This is a genomic window from Pseudodesulfovibrio sp., assembly GCF_028692895.1.
GTDB lineage: Bacteria > Desulfobacterota > Desulfovibrionia > Desulfovibrionales > Desulfovibrionaceae > Pseudodesulfovibrio.
This window is the reverse complement of the sequence record NZ_JAQUWN010000012.1, coordinates 23,715-41,251: the sequence shown is the minus strand read 5'-3', so window position 1 is coordinate 41,251 and position 17,537 is coordinate 23,715. Positions and strand designations below refer to the sequence as shown.

The following is a 17,537-nucleotide window of genomic DNA, read 5'->3' as shown; positions in this document are numbered from 1 at the left end:
GGCGGGGGGCGGCGAAACGGCCCCCCGCCTTGTTCAATCCCTCAACCGGCCCGGGACTATGACCAACGACCTCTCCGTCCGCAACGTGGTGAAACGGTTCGCGGATTTTACAGCGGTGAACGACGTCTCCTTCGACGTGCCCTCGGGCTCCTTCTTTTCCATCCTCGGTCCGTCCGGCTGCGGCAAGACCACGCTGCTCCGGATGATCGCCGGGTTCGACTCGCCCACCTCGGGCGACATCGACATCCGGGGCGCGAGCGTGATCGGCGTGCCGCCCAACCGGCGGCCGGTCAACCTCGTCTTCCAGCACCTGGCCCTCTTCCCGATGATGAACGTGGCCGAGAACGTGGCCTTCGGCCTGCGGCGGCGCGGCGCGTCCGGGAACGAGATCAGCCGCAAGACCGCCGCCATCCTCGACCGCGTCGGGCTGCCGGGCTACGGGCGCAAGCGCATCGATCAGCTCTCCGGCGGGCAGAAGCAGCGCGTGGCCATCGCCCGCTGCCTGGTCCTGGACCCCTCGGTGCTCCTGCTCGACGAGCCGCTCGGGGCCCTGGACCTCAAGCTGCGCGAACAGATGAAGCTGGAGCTCAAGAAGCTCCAGGCCAAGATCGGGACCACCTTCATCTACATCACCCACGACCAGTCCGAGGCCCTGGTCATGTCCGACCGGGTGGCCGTGATGCACGACGGCCGGTTCGAGCAGGTGGGCGCGCCCCAGGAGCTCTACGGCCGTCCCGCCACGCCCTTTGTGGCCCGGTTCGTGGGCGACAACAACAAGTGGCGCGGCCGCATCACCCAGCGGGTGGGCGACGACGTCCTGGTGGCCACGGACGAGGGCTTCTCCTTCCGCGCCAGGGCCCAGGGATGCTGCGGGGACGGCAGCGTGGTGGACCTCTTCCTGCGGCCCGAGGCCATGCGCATCGAGCCGCGCGAGACCGACGGGCTGAATCTCTTCGACGTCACCGTGAAGAGCATCCTCTTCGACGGGGCCAACAGCCGGCTGCTCACCGTGACCCGCGAGGACCACGAGCTCCTCGTCACCCTGCCGCAGAACCGGCGGTTCGACCACATCGAGCCCGGCAACGACATCCGCGTGGGCTGGCACCCAGAGTCCGGCATCTGCTTTGAGGCGGAGTCCTAGGCATGCCGCGCTCCCGCCTGGTCTTCTGGCTCTTCTTCGCCCCGGTCCTGCTCTGGCTCCTCCTGCTCATCGTCCTGCCCCACCTCGATCTCCTGACCATGAGCTTCAGGGGCGAGAACGACTACGGCGAGATGGGCTGGACCCTCCAGAACTATCGGAATTTCTTCACCGAGCCGGTCTACTGGCTGACCTTCGTGCGCACCGCGCTCTACGCCCTGATAACCACCTTCATCACCTTCCTGCTGGCCATGCCCGTGGCCTTCTACATCTCGAAGCTCGCCCGCTCGCGGGTGCGCGGGGCGCTGATGATCCTGCTCCTGCTGCCGTTCTGGGTCAGCGAGCTGGTCCGGGTCTATGGCTGGATGATCCTGCTGCGCGAGTCCGGGGTGCTCAATTTCGTGATGCTGAAGCTCGGGCTCATCGACAAGCCCGTCGAGATGCTCTACAACGACGCGGCCATGATAATGGGGCTGGTCTACACCTCCATGCTGTTCATGATCGTGCCCCTGGTCTCGGTCATGGAGAGCCTGGACGACTCGCTCATCGAAGCGGCCCACGACCTGGGCGCGGGCAAGATCGCCATCTGGCGGACCATCATCCTGCCGCACTGCAAGCCCGGCATAACCTCCGGGGCCATCGTGGTCTTCATGCTGGCGCTGGGCAACTACCTGACGCCCAACCTGATGGGCGGCAAGAACTCGCTCTGGTTCACCGAGCAGATCTACAACCAGTTCATCGCCAGCTTCAACTGGAACCAGGGCTCGGCCTTCGGCTTCCTGCTGCTGGCCCTCAGCTCGCTCATCATATGGGCGGGCCTCAAGCTCACGGGCCAGAGGCTCGGGGAGGTGGCGTCTTGATCCGCTCCCTGCCTCGCGGCCGGGGCTATTCCTGGTCCTTCAACGCCTTCATCATCCTGTATTTCATGTTTTTGTTCGCACCGCTGGTGGTCACCTGCGTGCTGGCCTTCAACAATTCGGACTTCCCGTCCCTGCCCTGGCAGGGGTTCAGCCTCGACTGGTTCGCGGCGCGCGGGCCGGAGCGCATCGGCCTGTTCCACGACGACCAGATCCTGCGTTCGCTCCTGACCAGCCTGCAGACGGCGGTCTGCGTCTCCCTGCTCAGCGTGGCGGTGGGCACCTGCGCCAGCTTTCTGTTCGAGAAGGAGAACTTTCGGTTCAAGGGCGTGCTCTACCTGCTGATGCTCGCGCCCCTGGTCATCCCCGGCGTCATCCTGGGCATCTCGCTCCTGCTCGCGTCCAACTCGGCCGGGGCCTTCCTGGACGAGACCTTCGGGCTCGACTTCGCGGTCTTCCGCCCCAGCTTCTGGCTGGTGGTGCTCGGCCAGTTCTCGTTCATCACCACCTTCGTCACCCTGGTGGTCTCGGCCCGGCTGCGCAAGTTCGACCCCTCGCTGGAGGAGGCGGCCCTGAATCTGGGGGCCACCCAGTTCGGCGTCATCCGCCACGTCACCCTCAAGTTTCTGCGGCCCGCCCTCATCGGGGCCGGTGCCGTGGCCTTCCTGATGAGCTTCGAGAACTTCAACACCACCCTGTTCCTGGTGGGCTCGGAACCGACCCTGCCGGTCAACCTCTACCTGCAGGTGCGCGACGGCAGCACCCCGGTCATCAACGCGGTCTCCCTCCTGCTCGTGGTCGGGACCTCGCTGCTCGCCCTGGTCAATCTCTACTTCACCAAGCGGGAGGACTAGATGTTCTTCGATCGGCTGCCCGGCTCGGGCTACGTCTGCGCCCATCGCGGCGCGCGGGCCCTGGCGCCGGAAAACACCCTGGCCGCCGCCCGGCGCGGCCTGGAGCTCGGGGCGGATTTCTGGGAGATGGACGTGCAGAAGACGGCCGACGGCCGGCTTGTGGTGGTCCATGACGACACCCTGGAGCGGACCACGGACGTGGCCGACCGGCCGGAGTTCGCGGCCCGCAGGCCGTGGTGGACCCAGGAATTCACCCTGGCCGAGTTGCGTTCCCTCGACGCGGGCTCCTGGTTCGCGCGGACCGATCCCTACGGCGCCGTGGCCTCGGGCGAGGCCGGGCCGGAGGAACTGGCCCGGGCCGACGCCCGGCGCATTCCGACCATGCGCGAGGTCCTGGCCTTCACCCGCGCCAACGGCTTTCCGCTGAACATCGAGATCAAGGACCAGGTGCGCACGCCGGGCGACCTGTCCATCGTGGCCGACCTGCTGGACCTGGTGCATGAGCTGGAGGCCGAGGACCTGATCCTGGTCTCCTCCTTCAATCACGACTACCTGCGCGAGCTGCGCCGCCTGAACCCGGCCATTCCCCTGGCCGCCCTGACCGAGGAGCGCCATCCCGACGACCTGGCCGACTACCTGCGCTCCCTCGGCTGCGTCGGCTACCATCCGGACGAGGCCGTCACCGACCTCGCCCTGGTGCGCCGCCTGGCCAGCCTGGGCTTCCGCGTCACCCCCTACACGGTCAACGACATGGACCGGGCCGTGGACCTCATCGACGCCGGGTGCTTCGGCATCACCACCGACTACACCCACACCCTGCGCGCCAGGCTGGACGGCGACGGCGGCGAGGCGGCCTGACCCGTCACCGGGAGCCCGCCGCCCCGGAGCGGATCGGCGGGGGCGCAACTCCGCGCCCTCCGTGCCGGGCCGGTCGTGCCGGGGACCGCAACCATTTCACGGTGTTGCGCGATCCGAGCCTCGCCGAGGGTCTGCCGCCGGGCGCGGTCTCGGGAGGCCTCGTGCGCGGGAAGTTGATTTTTTCCCCCGTTTGGAGCGATGTTAGAGAGCGGGTCCGAGGGAAGGCCCCCGCCGACAGAGCGGGGGGCCTTTCACGTCGCGGGCCCGCGCAAAGGGAGTCCGTATGCAAGCGCTCAAGATCAAGGGACTGGTGCTGTTCGGCGCCTACGTCCTGTTCATGCTCCTGACCATGGGCATGTACTGGTGGAACATCGACGCCTTCCGCGACCGGCTGACCACCATGGACGAGTTCCACAACGTCCTCTCCGACATCCTGGAGACCCGGCGCTACGAGAAGAATTTCATGTTCTATCCCGAGCCCAACAGCCTGAAGGAGGCCCTGGTCTACCTCGACCGCGCCGAGGGGACCGTGGAGGTGCTCCGGCCCAAGATCGTGGAGATCGAGGGCGAGGCCCGCTACGCCGAGCTGCGCGCCAGCATCGGCGAATACCGGACGCTGCTCCATTCCCTGGCCGGGGGCGACAAGACCGTGGCCGTGCGCACCCGCGAATACGGGGCCGGGCTGGTCCGGACCGCCCAGGACCTGCTGCGGGAAAAGCAGCAGCGCATCCACAGCGCGCTTGACCGCATCAAGTTCATGCCCATCCTGGTCATGCTCACGCTGCTCGTGGTCATCACCGTGGTCTTCGTCTGGCAGGCGCGCAAGATTCTGGAGCGGCTCAACTACGTGCAGCGCGCGGCCGAGGGCGTGGCCAAGGGCGACTACGAGGCCATCCAGCACCTGCGCAGCGAGGACCCCATCTCCGTGCTGATGCGCGCTGCCTTCACCAACATGGCCGACGAGCTGGACAAGCGCCAGGAGCAACTGGTCGAGGCGCGCAAGCTCGTCTCCATCGGCACCCTGACCTCGGGCATCGCCCACGAGCTGAACAACCCGCTCAACAACGTCTCGCTCACGGCCGACACCCTGCTTGAAGAGCTGGACGCCATGCCCAGGGCCGAGATGCGCGAGCTGTTGCAGGACATCATCGGCGAGACCGCGCGCGCCAGCGAGGTGGTGCGCAACCTCCTCGACTTCTCGCGGGCGGAGCAGCGCACGCTCCGGCCCCTGGGCATGGCCGCGGTCATCCGCCAGACCCTCAAGCTGGTGGGCAACCAACTGGCCTTGGGCGGGGTCAAGGTGGAGACCGACGTGCCCGTCGACCTGCCGGACATCCGGGGCGACATGCACTACCTGCAGCAGGTCTTCATCAACCTCTTCCTCAACGCGGACCAGGCCATGGAAAAGGGCGGCCACCTGCGCATCACGGGCCGCCGCCAGGGCGACATGCTGTGCGTGGACGTGGCCGACACCGGCTGCGGCATGGACAAGGACACCCTGAGCCGGGTCTTCGACCCCTTCTTCACCACCAAGCCCGTGGGCAAGGGCACCGGGCTCGGCCTGTCCATCATCTACGGCATCGTCAGGAAGCACGGCGGGTCCGTCGGCGTGCGGAGCGAACCGGGACGGGGCACCACCTTCACCGTGTGCCTGCCCATCCAGGACGGCGGGGGGGAGGCGTGATGCGTCCCTTCCGCGCGGCGGTCATCGACGACGAGGCGCAGGCGGCCAGGATGGTCGGCCGCGCCCTGGAAAAGCTCGGGTTCGAGGTCGAGACCTTCGGCCTGGGCCACGCCTTCCTGGCGCGCATGAGCGAGGACCCGTTCCAGCTCGTGTTCATCGACCTCCAATTGCCCGACATGGGCGGCATCGAGATCCTGGAGGCGGTCAAGATGGGCTACGACAGCGTCGAGGCCGTCATCATCACCGGCAACGCCTCCATCCCCTCGGCCGTGGAGGCCACTGCCAAGGGCGCGTCGGGCTACATCGTCAAGCCGTTCCGGCTCCAGGAGGTCAAGACCTCGGCCCGCGAGGCCCAGGAGAAGCTGGAGCTCCGGGCCGAGAACCGCCGCCTGAAGGAGGCCCTGCGCGAGGCCCCGCCGCTCAACGATTTCCTGGGGACCAGCCGGGTCATGCTCGACGTCTTCGCCATGATCCGCAAAGTGGCCGGGGTCAACTGCAACGTCCTGCTCCAGGCCGACACCGGCACGGGCAAGGAGCGGGCGGCCAAGGCCATCCACGACCTGAGCCCGCGCAAGGACAGGACCTTCGTCTCCTTCAACTGCGGCGGCTTCACCGAGGAGCTCATTTCGAGCGAGCTCTTCGGCCACGAGAAGGGGGCCTTCACCGGGGCCACGGCCACCAAGATCGGCCTGCTCGAATCCGCCAACGGCGGTACGGTATTCCTGGACGAGATCGGCGAGATGCCGCTGAACATGCAGGTCAAGCTGCTCCACGTCCTCCAGGAGCGGCGCATCCTGCGCGTGGGCGGCACCCAGCCCATCGACCTGGACATCCGGGTCATCGCCGCCACCAACCGGGATCTTCAGGAGGCCATGGCCGCCGGGCGGTTCCGCGAGGACCTCTTCTACCGCCTCAACGTGGTCCGCATCCGCCTGCCCGCCCTGGCCGAGCGCAAGGAGGACATCCCGCTGCTCGCCAACCACTTCCTGGAGACCTTCAACGCCCGGTTCGGCAAGAGCGTCCGCTCCATCGCGCCCCAGGCCATGGAGGTGCTCAACCAGTACAACTATCCGGGCAACGTCCGCGAACTGGAGAACATCGTCCAGCGCGCCGTGGCCCTGGCCGACGGCGAGGTCATCGGCGTGCGCGAGCTGCCGTCCGACCTGCTCAACCTGGCCTTCAGCAGCTTCGGCACCCCAGGCCTGCTCCCCCTGGAGGAGGTGGAAAAGCGGCACATCGAGCGCGTCCTGGCGGCCACGGGCCACAACAAGGGGCTGAGCAGCAGCATCCTCGGCATTCCGCGCACCACCCTGTGGCGGCGGATCAAGAAATACGGCCTGGAAACCACCGACGACGAGGCGTAGCGCCCGCGCGCCGTTCCCGCGTCCTCCCTCCCGCCGCCTTGCTTTCCAAAGGCCCGGCCCCCTCGGCCGGGTCTTTTTTTCGCCTTTTTTCGCGCCCCGTCCGGCCGCTCCGCAGCGGGAGGGGAGGACGTTGTTCATTTTGAAACGCGGTTTTTTTCACAAAACCCGATTCCCCGCCTTTGGTCCGCAGGACGTTGTTCAGATTGAAACACGAAAAGCGCGGTTTTCGGCGAAAGCGCGGTATGCGCATTATATAAAATTAATTTATTCAAGTATGTTATTCAAGAAACTTCCCTGCCAGCCCCTGCGCTTCGCCGGTTCGGCTGTTTCGCCGCCAGTTTTTCAGATTGAAACGCAATTTCCCGAAAACCGGCCGGAGCGCGCCAACCGTGAAAATAAATAACAAGCAATTATAGCGTGTTGGCTTGTTCAGCCCGCTGCGTGCTTCTGGCACCGCCATTGCTATGGCCTGTTCAACGGAAGGCATCATGAAGAACGTACTGATCGTCGTGGACACATCCCAGTCGAGCCTCTGGCTTGCGTATTACGCGATGGGGCTGACCCGCCGCATCGCGGCCAGGGTCTCCATCCTCCTGGTCATCGACCCGGACTATGGCGACGAAACCGGCGACGCGGACGAGTGGATCGGCTCGCCCGAGAAGCGGTTGGAGTCGATCCTGGCCGAGGACCATTCCGGCGGGCGAAGGGTCGAATTCTTCGTCGCCCGGGGGCGCATGGAGGAGGAGATCCCGAAATTCATCAGCGAAAACGACATCTCCAAGCTGTTCATCGGCAGCCCGCAGAGCAAGCGGGCCGAGGTGTACGTCAGGCTGATGCGGACCATCGACGCGGTGAACACGACGACCGGGTGCGACGTGGAAGTGGTGCAGAAGGTGTCCGCACAGAAGTGACGGCCGCCCCTCCCGCACCGGTTGCGGGACGGGGAACCGGCCGCGCGGTGCGGCGGGACGCGGCGGGCGAATGGAGGCCCGGCGCGATCCGGAGAAGGGAATGCAAACCGTGGAGGAGTTCTTGATGTTTCATATGTATCTTCCCATCGCCGGGAACAGCGTGAACGTGTTCCTGGTGTTCGCCCTGGGAGGGTTCGTCGGCCTGCTCTCCGGCATTTTCGGTGTCGGGGGCGGGTTCCTGATGACCCCTCTGCTGATCATGTTCGGCATCCCGCCCACCGTGGCCGCGGCCTCGGATTCCAACCAGATCGTCGGCGCGTCCACTTCCGGCTGCCTGGCCCACTACCGGCTGGGCAACGTGGACTTCAAGATGGGTTTTCTGCTGCTCATCGGCGGCGTGCTCGGCGGCTTCGCGGGCGTCCAGGTCATCAAGGTCCTGCGCGCCATGGGCAATGCGGACTTCCTCATCAACATCACCTACGTGCTCATGCTCGGCGGCGTGGGGGCCTACATGTTCCTGGAGAGCGTCCAGAGCCTGCGCAAGAAGGCCCCGGAGGCCTCGGCGACGGCCGCGGCGCCCAAGAAGAAATCCCGCTACGCCGCCATGATGGAGGCCCTGCCCCTGCAGACGGACTTCGTCAAGTCCGGCGTGCGCCTGTCCATGCTCATGCCGCTCCTGCTGGGCGTCATGGTCGGCATCCTGGCGGCCATCATGGGCGTGGGCGGCGGCTTCATCATGGTTCCGATCATGGTCTACCTGCTGCGCATGCCCATGCACGTCGTGGTGGGCACCAGCCTGTTCCAGATCCTCTTCACCTGCATCAACGTGACCATCCTCCAGTCCTACACCAACCACACCGTGGACTTCGTGCTGGCCGTCCTGCTCCTGCTCGGCTCCACCCTGGGGGCCCAGTTCGGCACCCGGATCAGCCGCAAGCTCAAGGGCGAGCAGCTCAAGATCCTGCTGGCCTCCCTGGTCCTGGTGGTCATGGTCAAGATGCTCCTCAACCTGCTGCTCACGCCCGACGTGCTGCTCGCTTACGCCGGAGGCCACTAGCATGAACAAGATCGCGACAACCTGCCTGCTCGGCCTCGCGGCCCTGCTGCTCGCCGCTTCCCTGGCCCTGGCGGCCGGGACCGACCTGACCATCCGGCCCAACCTGGTGACCATCGGCACCAGCTTCAACGGCGCGCAGCTCACCGTCACAGGCCACGTGCCCGAGGGCGACTCGGCGGTCATCCGACTCATGGGCGAGCCGCAGCACCGCACCTTCCGCCAGAAGGGCAAGGCGCTGGGCGTGCTGTGGATGAACCTCAAGACCGTGGAGCTCCGGGGCGTGCCCGACGTTTTCCTCATGGGCACCGACGGAGTGGCCCAGGTCAACTGGGAGCACTCGGATCTCGGGTTCCAGTCCATCAAGGGCGACGCCGACGACCTGATCTTCGACGAGTTCATCAAGCTCATGGAGCGCGACGGCTTCTATGAAGTGGAGAACGGCGTGGTCGCCTACGAGCCCGCGGACAACGGCGAGCGGCCCTTCAAGGCCACGCTGGCCATCCCCTCGGCCATGCACCAGGGCGTCTACCGGGTGGAGGTCCTGGCCGTGAAGGACGGCCGGGTGGCCGACGTGGCCGCCCGGGAGCTGCACACCCGGCTCACCGGCCTGCCCGAGTTCCTGTCCGCATTCGCCTTCGATCATTCCCTGCTGTATGGCGTAGCCGCCGTGATAATCGCCATCCTGGCCGGTCTGGCCATGAGCCTGATCTTCAAGGAACGGGGGGGCGTCCACTAGGGCGCGGAGCTGGAAATGAGACGGTTGTTCGAACAGATCCGCAACCTGCTGTCCACGGGGCGGCACAGGGAACACCGCTCCCTGTCCGCCCTGTTCGGGCATTTCCAGCGCGTGCTGGAGCTCAACAACCGCACCCTGGCCATCATCGCCTCCATGCACGACAAGCTGGGCGGCGACTACATCTTCGACCTCCAGTACCTGCGCGGCTCCAAGCAGTACGTGGCGGGCACGGTGCGCGAGCTTATCGAGGCCTTCGACGCCATGGCTCCCGGCCGTCATCCGGACCTGCTGACCCGGTTCCGGGCCATCCGCTCCCAGTTGGAGAGCGAGCTGGAGCGCAAGCCGGTCCTGCCCGACATCATGGTGATGCCGCTCTCCGGAGTCACCGCGAGCGACATGGACGCCGTGGGCGCCAAGTCCGCCCGGCTGGGGATCATCGCCTCGTCCGGCGCGGCCGGGGCGCCCGACGGGTTCGCCGTCACCACCTCGGCCTACCTCCTCTTCGTGAGGGAGAACGGCCTGGCCGAGCCGGTGGAGCGCTATGAGCAGGCCTGGCGGGACGGGGCCATGTCCGCCGCGGAGGCCTCGGGCAAGATCCGCTCCCTGATCCTGGCCGGGGCCATCCCCGGCCGGTTGCGTCGGGCGCTGAGCCGCGAGCTCGAAGCCCTGCGCCGCCGCCTGGGCGACCGCGAGCTCCGGCTGGCCGTGCGCAGCAGCGCCTGGGGGGAGGACGGCGACCTGTCGTTCGCCGGGCAGTACGACAGTTTTCTCAACGTGGACCCCGAGGACCTGAACGACGCCTACAAGAAGGTCCTGGCCAGCACCTTTTCGCCCCCGGCCATGGCCTATCGCCGCGAGTACGACTACAAGGCGAGCGAGGTGCTCATGGCCGTGTCCGTGCAGGCAATGGTCGAGGCCCGCGCCAGCGGGGTGGTCTACAGCCTCTCGCCCGTGGAGCCCGCGCGCAACGTCATGGAGATCGCCGGGACCTGGGGGCTGGGCGCGCCGCTGGTCTCGGGCGCGGTGGCCGCGGACCGGTTCACCGTGTCGCGCGACGGCGAGCACCACGTCCTCTACAAGTCCGTCTCGGACAAGCCCGAGGCCATGCGCTTCAAGCCGGGCGGATCGGTGCACATGCGGCCCGTGGACGACGGGCTGCGGCGCGAGCCCTGCCTCTCGCCCGGGGAGGTCCGGCTGCTGGCCGAGACGGCCATGCGGCTGGAGCGGTATTTCAAGAAGCCCCAGGACATGGAGTACGCCTTTGACGAGGCCGGGAACCTGACCGTGCTTCAGACCCGCCAACTGCGCATCGGCGCGGGCGGCGAGGCCGAGGGCGCGGACCTGAGCGACGTGCTCAGGCGCTACCCCGTGCTCCTGAGCGGGGAGGGCGACGTGGCCCAGCAGGGCGTGGGCGCGGGTCCGGTCTTCGTGGCCTGGGAGGGGCGCGACCTTGCCGCCTTTCCCGACGGCGGCATCCTGGTGGCCCGCCTCTCGTCGCCGCAGTACGCCTCCATCCTGAACCGCGCCTCGGGCGTGGTCACGGACATCGGCTCCCCCCTGGGCCACATGGCCACCATCGCCCGCGAGTACCGCGTGCCCACGCTGCTCAACGCGAGCCGGGCGACCATGGTCCTCCAGGAGGGCGAAACCGTCACCCTCGACGCCGAGCAGAAGACCGTCTACCAGGGGCTGGTCCGCGAGCTGAAGCTGCACGACTTCATGCTCGACCGCATGGAGGAGACCTACGAATACCGGCTGCTGAGGCGGATGCTGAGGCTCGTCGAGCCCCTCAACCTCTTCGACCCGGACGCGCCCAACTTCACCGCCCAGGGGTGCCGGACCCTGCACGACATCGCCCGGTTCATCCACGAGAAGGCCGTGGAAATCCTCATCGACATTCCCAACGCCACGGCCAAGGGCGAGCCCTGCCCCGGCGGGCGGCTGGCCCTGCCCGTGCCGCTGGACCTGGTGGTGCTCGACATCGGCGGCGGCCTGGACGAGTCCTGCGCCGGGGGCCTCGACGGCCTGAAGCTGAGGCGGACCATCCTGCCCGAGCAGGTCCGCTCCGCCACGCTGCGCGCCTTCATCGACGGTCTGACCCGGGACGGCGTGTGGCAGTCCACGCCGGTGGCCGTGGACTTTTCGAGCTTCATGTCGAGCATGACCCGGACCTTCTCGGCCTCCGGGGCCGGGGCCGGGCGCATCGGCCAGAACCTGGCGGTCATCTCGGACCGCTACCTGCACCTGAGCCTGCGCCTGGGCTACCACTTCACCATGATCGACTGCTACGAGAGCCCGGACGGGACGCGCAACAGCGTCCAGTTCCGGTTCGCGGGCGGCGTGACCGGGGCGACCCGGCGCTCGCGGCGGGCGCGCTTTCTCTATGAGGTGCTCAAAACCTTCGATTTTTCCGTCACCGTGCGGGAGGACCTGGTGGTCGCCCGCGCCAAGGGGTGGATGGCCAGGGACGTGGGGCGGCTGATGCGCCTGCTCGGCGTCCTGGTGGGTTATACACGGCAGTTGGACGTCTCCATGATCGACGACGCCCAGATATACGCGCACTGCGAGGCGTTCATACGCATCGCCGAACAGGCGGCAGGCACCTAGCCATTTGGAGGATCGCCATGACTACTTCGACGAAGACCAGCATTCTCATCCTGGACGACGAACCCATCGTCAGCAAACGGCTCCAGCCCGCCCTGGAGAAAATGGGCTACGAGGTGGAGAGCTTCTACGACAGCTCCCGGGCCATGGCTCGCGTCCTAGAGCGGAGCTTCGACATCGTCGTCACCGACCTGAAGATGGAAGGCGTCGACGGCATGCAGTTCCTGGCGGCGGTCAAGGACCGGTCGCCGAAAACCGAGGTCATCGTCATCACGGGCTTCGCCACCATGGACACGGCCAAGGAGTCCATGCGCAAGGGCGTGTTCGACTTCCTGGCCAAGCCCTTCAAGCTGGGCGAGATCCAGGAGGTCATCCGCAAGGCGGAAGCCCACGTTTGCGGAGAGGATAAGTAATGAATTCCAATAAGATGAAAAGCGAGGTGCGTCCATGGACATGTTGAAAGCACTCGTCCCCGTGGAGATGACCCTGGCGTCCAATATCGCGCTGCGTTACCTGTGCCGCAAGGCCGACCAGCTCGGCATCGCCATTCAGCCCATCCACGTGGAGGAACCCGACCACAAGCCGCACTCGTCCGAGACCGGGTGGATTCGGCGGTCCTGGGAGTCCGGCCTGCGCCAGGCCGGTCTGGAGGAGGTGCGGCGTATCCTCAAGAGCGAGCGGCTGGACTGCTTCGTCCTGCCCAACCCGCTCGTCCGGGTGGGCGCGCGCGAAGACGAGCTGCTCGACGAGCTGCGCATCGGCGGCCACGACCTGTTCGTGGAAGGGGAGGTGGCCAACTTCAACACCGGCGAGTTCCGCAAGCGGCTCAAGTCGAAACTCTACCGGCAGATGCCCTGTCCGGCCCTGGTCGTGCGCAACATGATCCAGTCCGACCGGGCGGCCCTGGTCCTGGACGAGAAGACCGACGTGGAGCTTCTGGTCAACCGGTTCCGCCGGTTTTTCCGCGACCCGGCCAAGGCGGACTTCGACCTGTGCGCCTACGCCATGGACGACCTGCAGCGGGCCACCCATCCCGACGAACTGCTGGCCGAGGGCAGGCGGCTGCTGAAGGGCGCGGGCTACGCCCCGGCCCGGTCCTTCTCGCTCCTGGGCTCGCCCGAGACCGCGGCCAAGGCCCTGCACGACTATGGCATGATCGTGGTCCACCTGGACCGCAAGTCCAACCGCAAGACGCCGCTGACCGAGGTCCTCGGCCTGGCGTCCAGCCCCCTGCTTTTATGCTGGTAGCCCCGGCAAGGGAGAATTCCGATGAAACTGCTCGTCGCCGTTGATGAAAACCCCTACAGCCGGTACGCGGTGGGACAGGCCGCCCGGCTGGCCGCCAACACCTGGGCGGACGTGGTCATGCTGGCCGTGGAGAAAAGCCGCGCCTATCTTGACGAAGATGACCTGGACCAGGAGCATGCCCACCCCAAAACCCTGACGCTCAAGCGCTACCTGGCCGACTTCCTCGGCTCGGTGGGGCCGGAGGCGGACATCTACGGCCCAGGCCGGGACGTCCCCTTCGGCCGCAGGGACGGCGACGTGCTGGAGGCCGACGCCTCGGGCCGCAAGGGCATGGTCCTGCGCGTGCGCAGCGGCAACCCGGCCAAGGCCATCGCCGCCGAGGCCAGGGCGTCCGGCAGCGACCTGGTCATCCTGGGCTCCAGCCAGCACGAGGGCGGCTGGGGGCGCGGCTCGGACGTGCCGGGCAGGGTGGCCGACGCGGCCGACTGCCCGGTCTTCGTCCTGCGCGAGAACGTGGTCCCCTCCAAGGTGGCCTGCTGCCTGGACCACGCCAACGTGACCCAGGAGTCCCTGGAGCTCATCAACCAGTGCGTGACCCTCTACGGGGCCGAGCTGGAGGTGGTCGGCGTGCTGAGGCGCGGGGAGCTGAGGGAGGACGTGGAGGCCAAGATGGGCGAGGTCCTCGGCTACTACCTGGACCGCGACGTCCGCGCCCTGGTCCGCGTGGTGGGCGAGGACAGCCTGGAGTCCTTCATCGAGTCCGGCGGCCGCGAGGACCTCATGGCCCTGTGGCTGACCCGCAAGTCGCCGCTGCAAAAGCTCCTGCCCGGCCACCGCGTGGCCTCGCTGGTCAACCACGCCTCGGCCTCCATTCTTGTCCTGCGCTGATTCCGGCCCCGACAGCGGCAACGAAGACGCCCCGCCGCGAAAGCGACGGGGCGTTTCGCCGTTCTGCGGGACGAAGGGCGGGGCGCCAAAAGGGGGGAGCGGCTTGTCGGCCGCTCCCCCCGGTTCCTTCGTTGTGCTGGCCGGGCCGCCTAGGCGTCGCCCTTGGGCTGCCCGGCTTCGGGCGGCGCGGGCTTGATCTCGCCCAGGTCGTCGGGATCGGTGATGGGTCGGCTCTTCCCGCGCACGAACCGGTTCGCCTTCTGGATGAGGACGAAGAACAGGGGCACGAAGAAGATGGAGATGCCCGTGGCCGCCGCCATGCCGCCGATGACGCCGGTGCCGATGGAGTGGCGCGCGGCCGAGCCCGCGCCGGTGGAGATGGCCAGGGGCACCACGCCGAGGATGAAGGCCAGCGAGGTCATGACGATGGGCCGGAAGCGCATTCGGGCCGCCTCCAGGGCGGACTCCGCGAGCCCCATGCCGGAGCGGTAGGAGGACACGCAGAACTCCACGATGAGGATGGCGTTCTTGGCCGAGAGCCCGACCAGGGTGAGCAGGCCGATCTGGAAGTAGATGTCCTGCGAGAGCCCGCGTCCCCAGACCGCCGCCAGCGCGCCCAGCAGGGCGATGGGCAGCACGCCGAGCACGGCGATGGGCAGGGACCACATCTCGTACTGGGCGGCCAGGACCAGGAAGACCACCAGGATGCCGAAGGCGAGGACCTTGGGGGCCTGGTTGCCGGTCTTGACCTCCTGGTAGGACGCGCCGCTCCACTCGAAGCCGTAGCCCTGGGGCAGGGTGTCGGCCGCGAGCTTGACCACGTCGTCCATGGCCCGGCCGGAGCTGACGCCGGGCGCGGGCGCGCCGGTGATCTGCACCGAGGGGAAGCCGTTGAAGTGGGAGACCGCGTTGGGCCCGGCCCGGAAGGTGACGTCGGTCACGCCCGAGAGCGGGACCATTTTGCCCTGGTCGTTGCGCACGAAGATGCGCCCGATGTCGGACGGCGCGTCGCGGAACTTGGGCTCGGCCTGGAGCTGGACGCGCCAGATGCGGCCGTACTTGTTGAAGTCGTTGACGTAGAGCGAGCTGAGGTAGGCCTGCATGGCTTCGAAGACCGAGGCCACGGGCACGCCCATCATCTTGGTCTTGTCGCGGTTGAGGTCCACGTAGAGCTGCGGCTGGGTGGCGCGCAGGGTGCCGCGCACGCCGGCCAGTTCGGGGTTGGCGTTGGCGTCGGCCACGAACTTCTGGGCCGTGGCGATAAGGTCCTCCACGCTGCCGCCGCCCCTGGCCTGGAGCTCCATCTGGAACCCGGCCCGCGCGCCAAGCCCCTGGATGGCGGGCGGGTTGAAGGCCAGGACGCGCGCGTCCGGGTCGCCCGAGAAGCGGATGATGGTGCGCATGGCCAGGTTCTGGGCGCTGTGGGCCTCGCCCTTGCGCTCGGCAAAGGGCTTGAGCTTGACGAACATGGTCACGGCGCTGGTGCTGGTGATGCCGCCGGAGAGGTAGTCCAGGCCGCCCAGGAGGACGAAATCCTCCACCTCGGGCTGGGCCAGGAAGAAATCCTCCACGCGCCGGGCCACGCCGTCGGTGCGGTCCAGGGACGAGCCGTCGGGCAGCATGATGAAGGCCAGGACGAAGCCCTGGTCCTCGTCGGGCAGGAAGCCGGAAGGGATGGCGCGCTGCATGCCGACGGCGGCCGCGCAGAGCACGCCGAACACGGCCATGGCCATGGCCGAGCGGCGGATGGCCCGGCGCACGCCCTCGGTGAACCCCCGGGTCATGCGGTCGAAGAGCCGGTTGAAGCGGCCGAAGACCCCCTCGGAGTGGCTCCGTTTCGGCTTGAGGATCAGGCGGCACATGGCCGGGCTGAGCGTCAGGGCCACCAGGCCGGAGATGGCCACGGACACGGCGATGGTCACCGCGAACTGGCGGTAGAGCTGGCCGGTCAGCCCGCCCAGGAAGGCCACGGGCACGAAGACCGCCGAGAGGACCAGCACGATGGCGATGACCGGGCCGGTGACCTGCTCCATGGCCTTGATGGTGGCCTCGCGCGGGGGCAGGTGCTCCTGCTCCATGATGCGCTCCACGTTCTCCACCACGACGATGGCGTCGTCCACCACGATGCCGATGGCCAGGACCAGGCCGAACATGGTCAGGGTGTTGATGGAGAACCCGAGGGCGAGCATGCCGCCGAAGGTGCCGATGATGGCCACGGGCACGGCCAGGAGCGGGATGATGGTTGCCCGCCAGGATTGCAGGAAGAGGAAGACGACCACCAGCACGAGCACGATGGCCTCGACCAGGGTGTCGACCACCTCGGACATGGAGTCGCGGATGTACAGGGTGGTGTCGTAGGGCACGCGGTAGTTCACGCCCGCCGGGAAGCTCAGGGCGGCCTGGTCCATGGCCTTGATGACGCCGTCCATGGTCTCCAGGGCGTTGGCCCCCACCTGGAGGTAGATGGGGATCAGGGTGGAGGGCTTGCCGCTCACCCGGCCGAAGAGGTCGTAGCTCTGCGCGCCCAGCTCCACGCGGGCCACGTCCTTGAGGCGCAGGGTGGAGCCGTCGGGATTGGCCTTGAGGATGATGTTCTCGTATTCGGACACCTCCTGGAGCCGCCCCTTGGTCAGGACCGGGACGGTCAGCTCGACCCCGCCGTCGGACGGGCGCTGACCGATGGTCCCGGCCGGGAACACGGCGTTCTGCTCGCGCACGGCGGCGGCCACCTCGGTGACGGTCAGCCCGCGCGCGGCCAACTGGTCCGGGTTCACCCAGATGCGCATGGCGTAGTCCTTGGTGCCGAATACCGAGACGTCGCCCACGCCGGGCACGCGCTTGAGCATGTCCACCAGGTTGATGGTGGCGTAGTTGCTCAGGTAGATGTCGTCGTAGCGGCCGTCGGACTCCAGGTCGAGCACGCCGAGCATACTGGTGGAGGACTTGGTGACGGTGATGCCCTGGCGGGTGACCTCGCCGGGCAGCCTGGGCTCGGCGATGGCCAGGCGGTTCTGGACCTCCACGGCGGCCAGGTCCTGGTCCGTGCCGATCTCGAAGGTGCAGACGATCTTGACCGAGCCGTTGTTGGAGCAGAGAGAGCTGTAGTAGATGAGGTGCTTGATGCCGCTGAGCTGCTGCTCGATGGGCGAGGCCACGGACTCGGCCGCGGTCTTGGCGTCCGCGCCGGGGTAGATGGCGTCGATCTGGATGGTCGGCGGCGTGATCTGCGGGTATTCGTCCACGGGCAGGACGAAGATGGCCACCAGGCCGCCGAGAATTATCAGGATGGAGACGACGAAGGCGAAGACCGGCCTGTCGATGAAGAAGCGGGAGAACAT

The 17,537-nt window shown here is 67.4% G+C and carries 15 protein-coding genes; 14 read left to right on the top strand and 1 reads right to left on the bottom strand.

Annotated elements, in window-relative coordinates; genetic code table 11:
* The first annotated feature begins 58 nt into the window (after nt 1-58).
* The 14 genes from PHP91_RS04805 to PHP91_RS04740 all read left to right on the top strand — a co-directional run bounded on the left by PHP91_RS04805 (nt 59) and on the right by PHP91_RS04740 (nt 14,199).
* A complete protein-coding gene (locus tag PHP91_RS04805; protein WP_300137645.1) occupies nt 59-1,141 on the top strand; it encodes an ABC transporter ATP-binding protein in 1,083 nt (360 codons plus the stop codon).
* A 2-nt stretch (nt 1,142-1,143) separates the two neighbouring features.
* Nucleotides 1,144-1,998, top strand: coding sequence for an ABC transporter permease (locus tag PHP91_RS04800; protein WP_300137642.1), 855 nt, complete (start codon nt 1,144-1,146; stop codon nt 1,996-1,998).
* Nucleotides 1,995-2,849, top strand: coding sequence for an ABC transporter permease (locus PHP91_RS04795; protein WP_300137639.1), 855 nt, complete (start codon nt 1,995-1,997; stop codon nt 2,847-2,849). Before PHP91_RS04800 ends, PHP91_RS04795 begins: the two co-directional genes overlap by 4 nt.
* The gene (locus tag PHP91_RS04790; RefSeq protein WP_300137636.1) at nt 2,850-3,707 is read left to right on the top strand and encodes a glycerophosphodiester phosphodiesterase family protein; all 858 of its coding nucleotides are present in this window, start codon (nt 2,850-2,852) and stop codon (nt 3,705-3,707) included. It begins immediately after the preceding gene.
* A 283-nt stretch (nt 3,708-3,990) separates the two neighbouring features.
* On the top strand, nt 3,991-5,391 hold the full coding sequence (locus PHP91_RS04785) for an ATP-binding protein (protein ID WP_300137633.1): 1,401 nt from the start codon (nt 3,991-3,993) through the stop codon (nt 5,389-5,391).
* Complete coding sequence (locus PHP91_RS04780; protein WP_300137713.1) at nt 5,391-6,755, top strand: sigma-54 dependent transcriptional regulator; 1,365 nt, start codon at nt 5,391-5,393, stop codon at nt 6,753-6,755. The genes PHP91_RS04785 and PHP91_RS04780 overlap by 1 nt, the downstream gene beginning before the upstream one ends.
* Before the next feature lie 130 nt (nt 6,756-6,885).
* Nucleotides 6,886-7,158, top strand: coding sequence for a hypothetical protein (locus PHP91_RS04775; protein ID WP_300137630.1), 273 nt, complete (start codon nt 6,886-6,888; stop codon nt 7,156-7,158).
* A gap of 85 nt (nt 7,159-7,243) precedes the next feature.
* Entirely contained in the window at nt 7,244-7,666 is a 423-nt protein-coding gene (locus tag PHP91_RS04770) for a universal stress protein (protein WP_300137627.1), read from the top strand.
* A 124-nt stretch (nt 7,667-7,790) separates the two neighbouring features.
* The gene (locus tag PHP91_RS04765) at nt 7,791-8,723 is read left to right on the top strand and encodes a sulfite exporter TauE/SafE family protein (RefSeq protein WP_300137624.1); all 933 of its coding nucleotides are present in this window, start codon (nt 7,791-7,793) and stop codon (nt 8,721-8,723) included.
* Nucleotide 8,724: 1 nt separating this feature from the next.
* The gene (locus PHP91_RS04760; RefSeq protein ID WP_300137621.1) at nt 8,725-9,459 is read left to right on the top strand and encodes a TIGR02186 family protein; all 735 of its coding nucleotides are present in this window, start codon (nt 8,725-8,727) and stop codon (nt 9,457-9,459) included.
* A 15-nt stretch (nt 9,460-9,474) separates the two neighbouring features.
* Nucleotides 9,475-12,066 carry a PEP/pyruvate-binding domain-containing protein gene (locus PHP91_RS04755; RefSeq protein ID WP_300137619.1) on the top strand — a complete coding sequence of 864 codons (2,592 nt, stop codon included), beginning with the start codon at nt 9,475-9,477 and terminating at the stop codon, nt 12,064-12,066.
* A gap of 17 nt (nt 12,067-12,083) precedes the next feature.
* Nucleotides 12,084-12,476, top strand: coding sequence for a response regulator (locus tag PHP91_RS04750; protein ID WP_300137616.1), 393 nt, complete (start codon nt 12,084-12,086; stop codon nt 12,474-12,476).
* A 40-nt stretch (nt 12,477-12,516) separates the two neighbouring features.
* Nucleotides 12,517-13,311 carry a universal stress protein gene (locus PHP91_RS04745; protein WP_300137613.1) on the top strand — a complete coding sequence of 265 codons (795 nt, stop codon included), beginning with the start codon at nt 12,517-12,519 and terminating at the stop codon, nt 13,309-13,311.
* 21 nt (nt 13,312-13,332) lie between these two features.
* Nucleotides 13,333-14,199, top strand: a complete 867-nt coding sequence (locus PHP91_RS04740; RefSeq protein ID WP_300137610.1) for a universal stress protein — start codon at nt 13,333-13,335, stop codon at nt 14,197-14,199.
* Between the two features lie 149 nt (nt 14,200-14,348).
* Here PHP91_RS04740 and PHP91_RS04735 read toward each other — a convergent pair whose 3' ends face one another.
* On the bottom strand, nt 14,349-17,537 hold the full coding sequence (locus tag PHP91_RS04735; protein ID WP_300137607.1) for a multidrug efflux RND transporter permease subunit: 3,189 nt from the start codon (nt 17,535-17,537) through the stop codon (nt 14,349-14,351).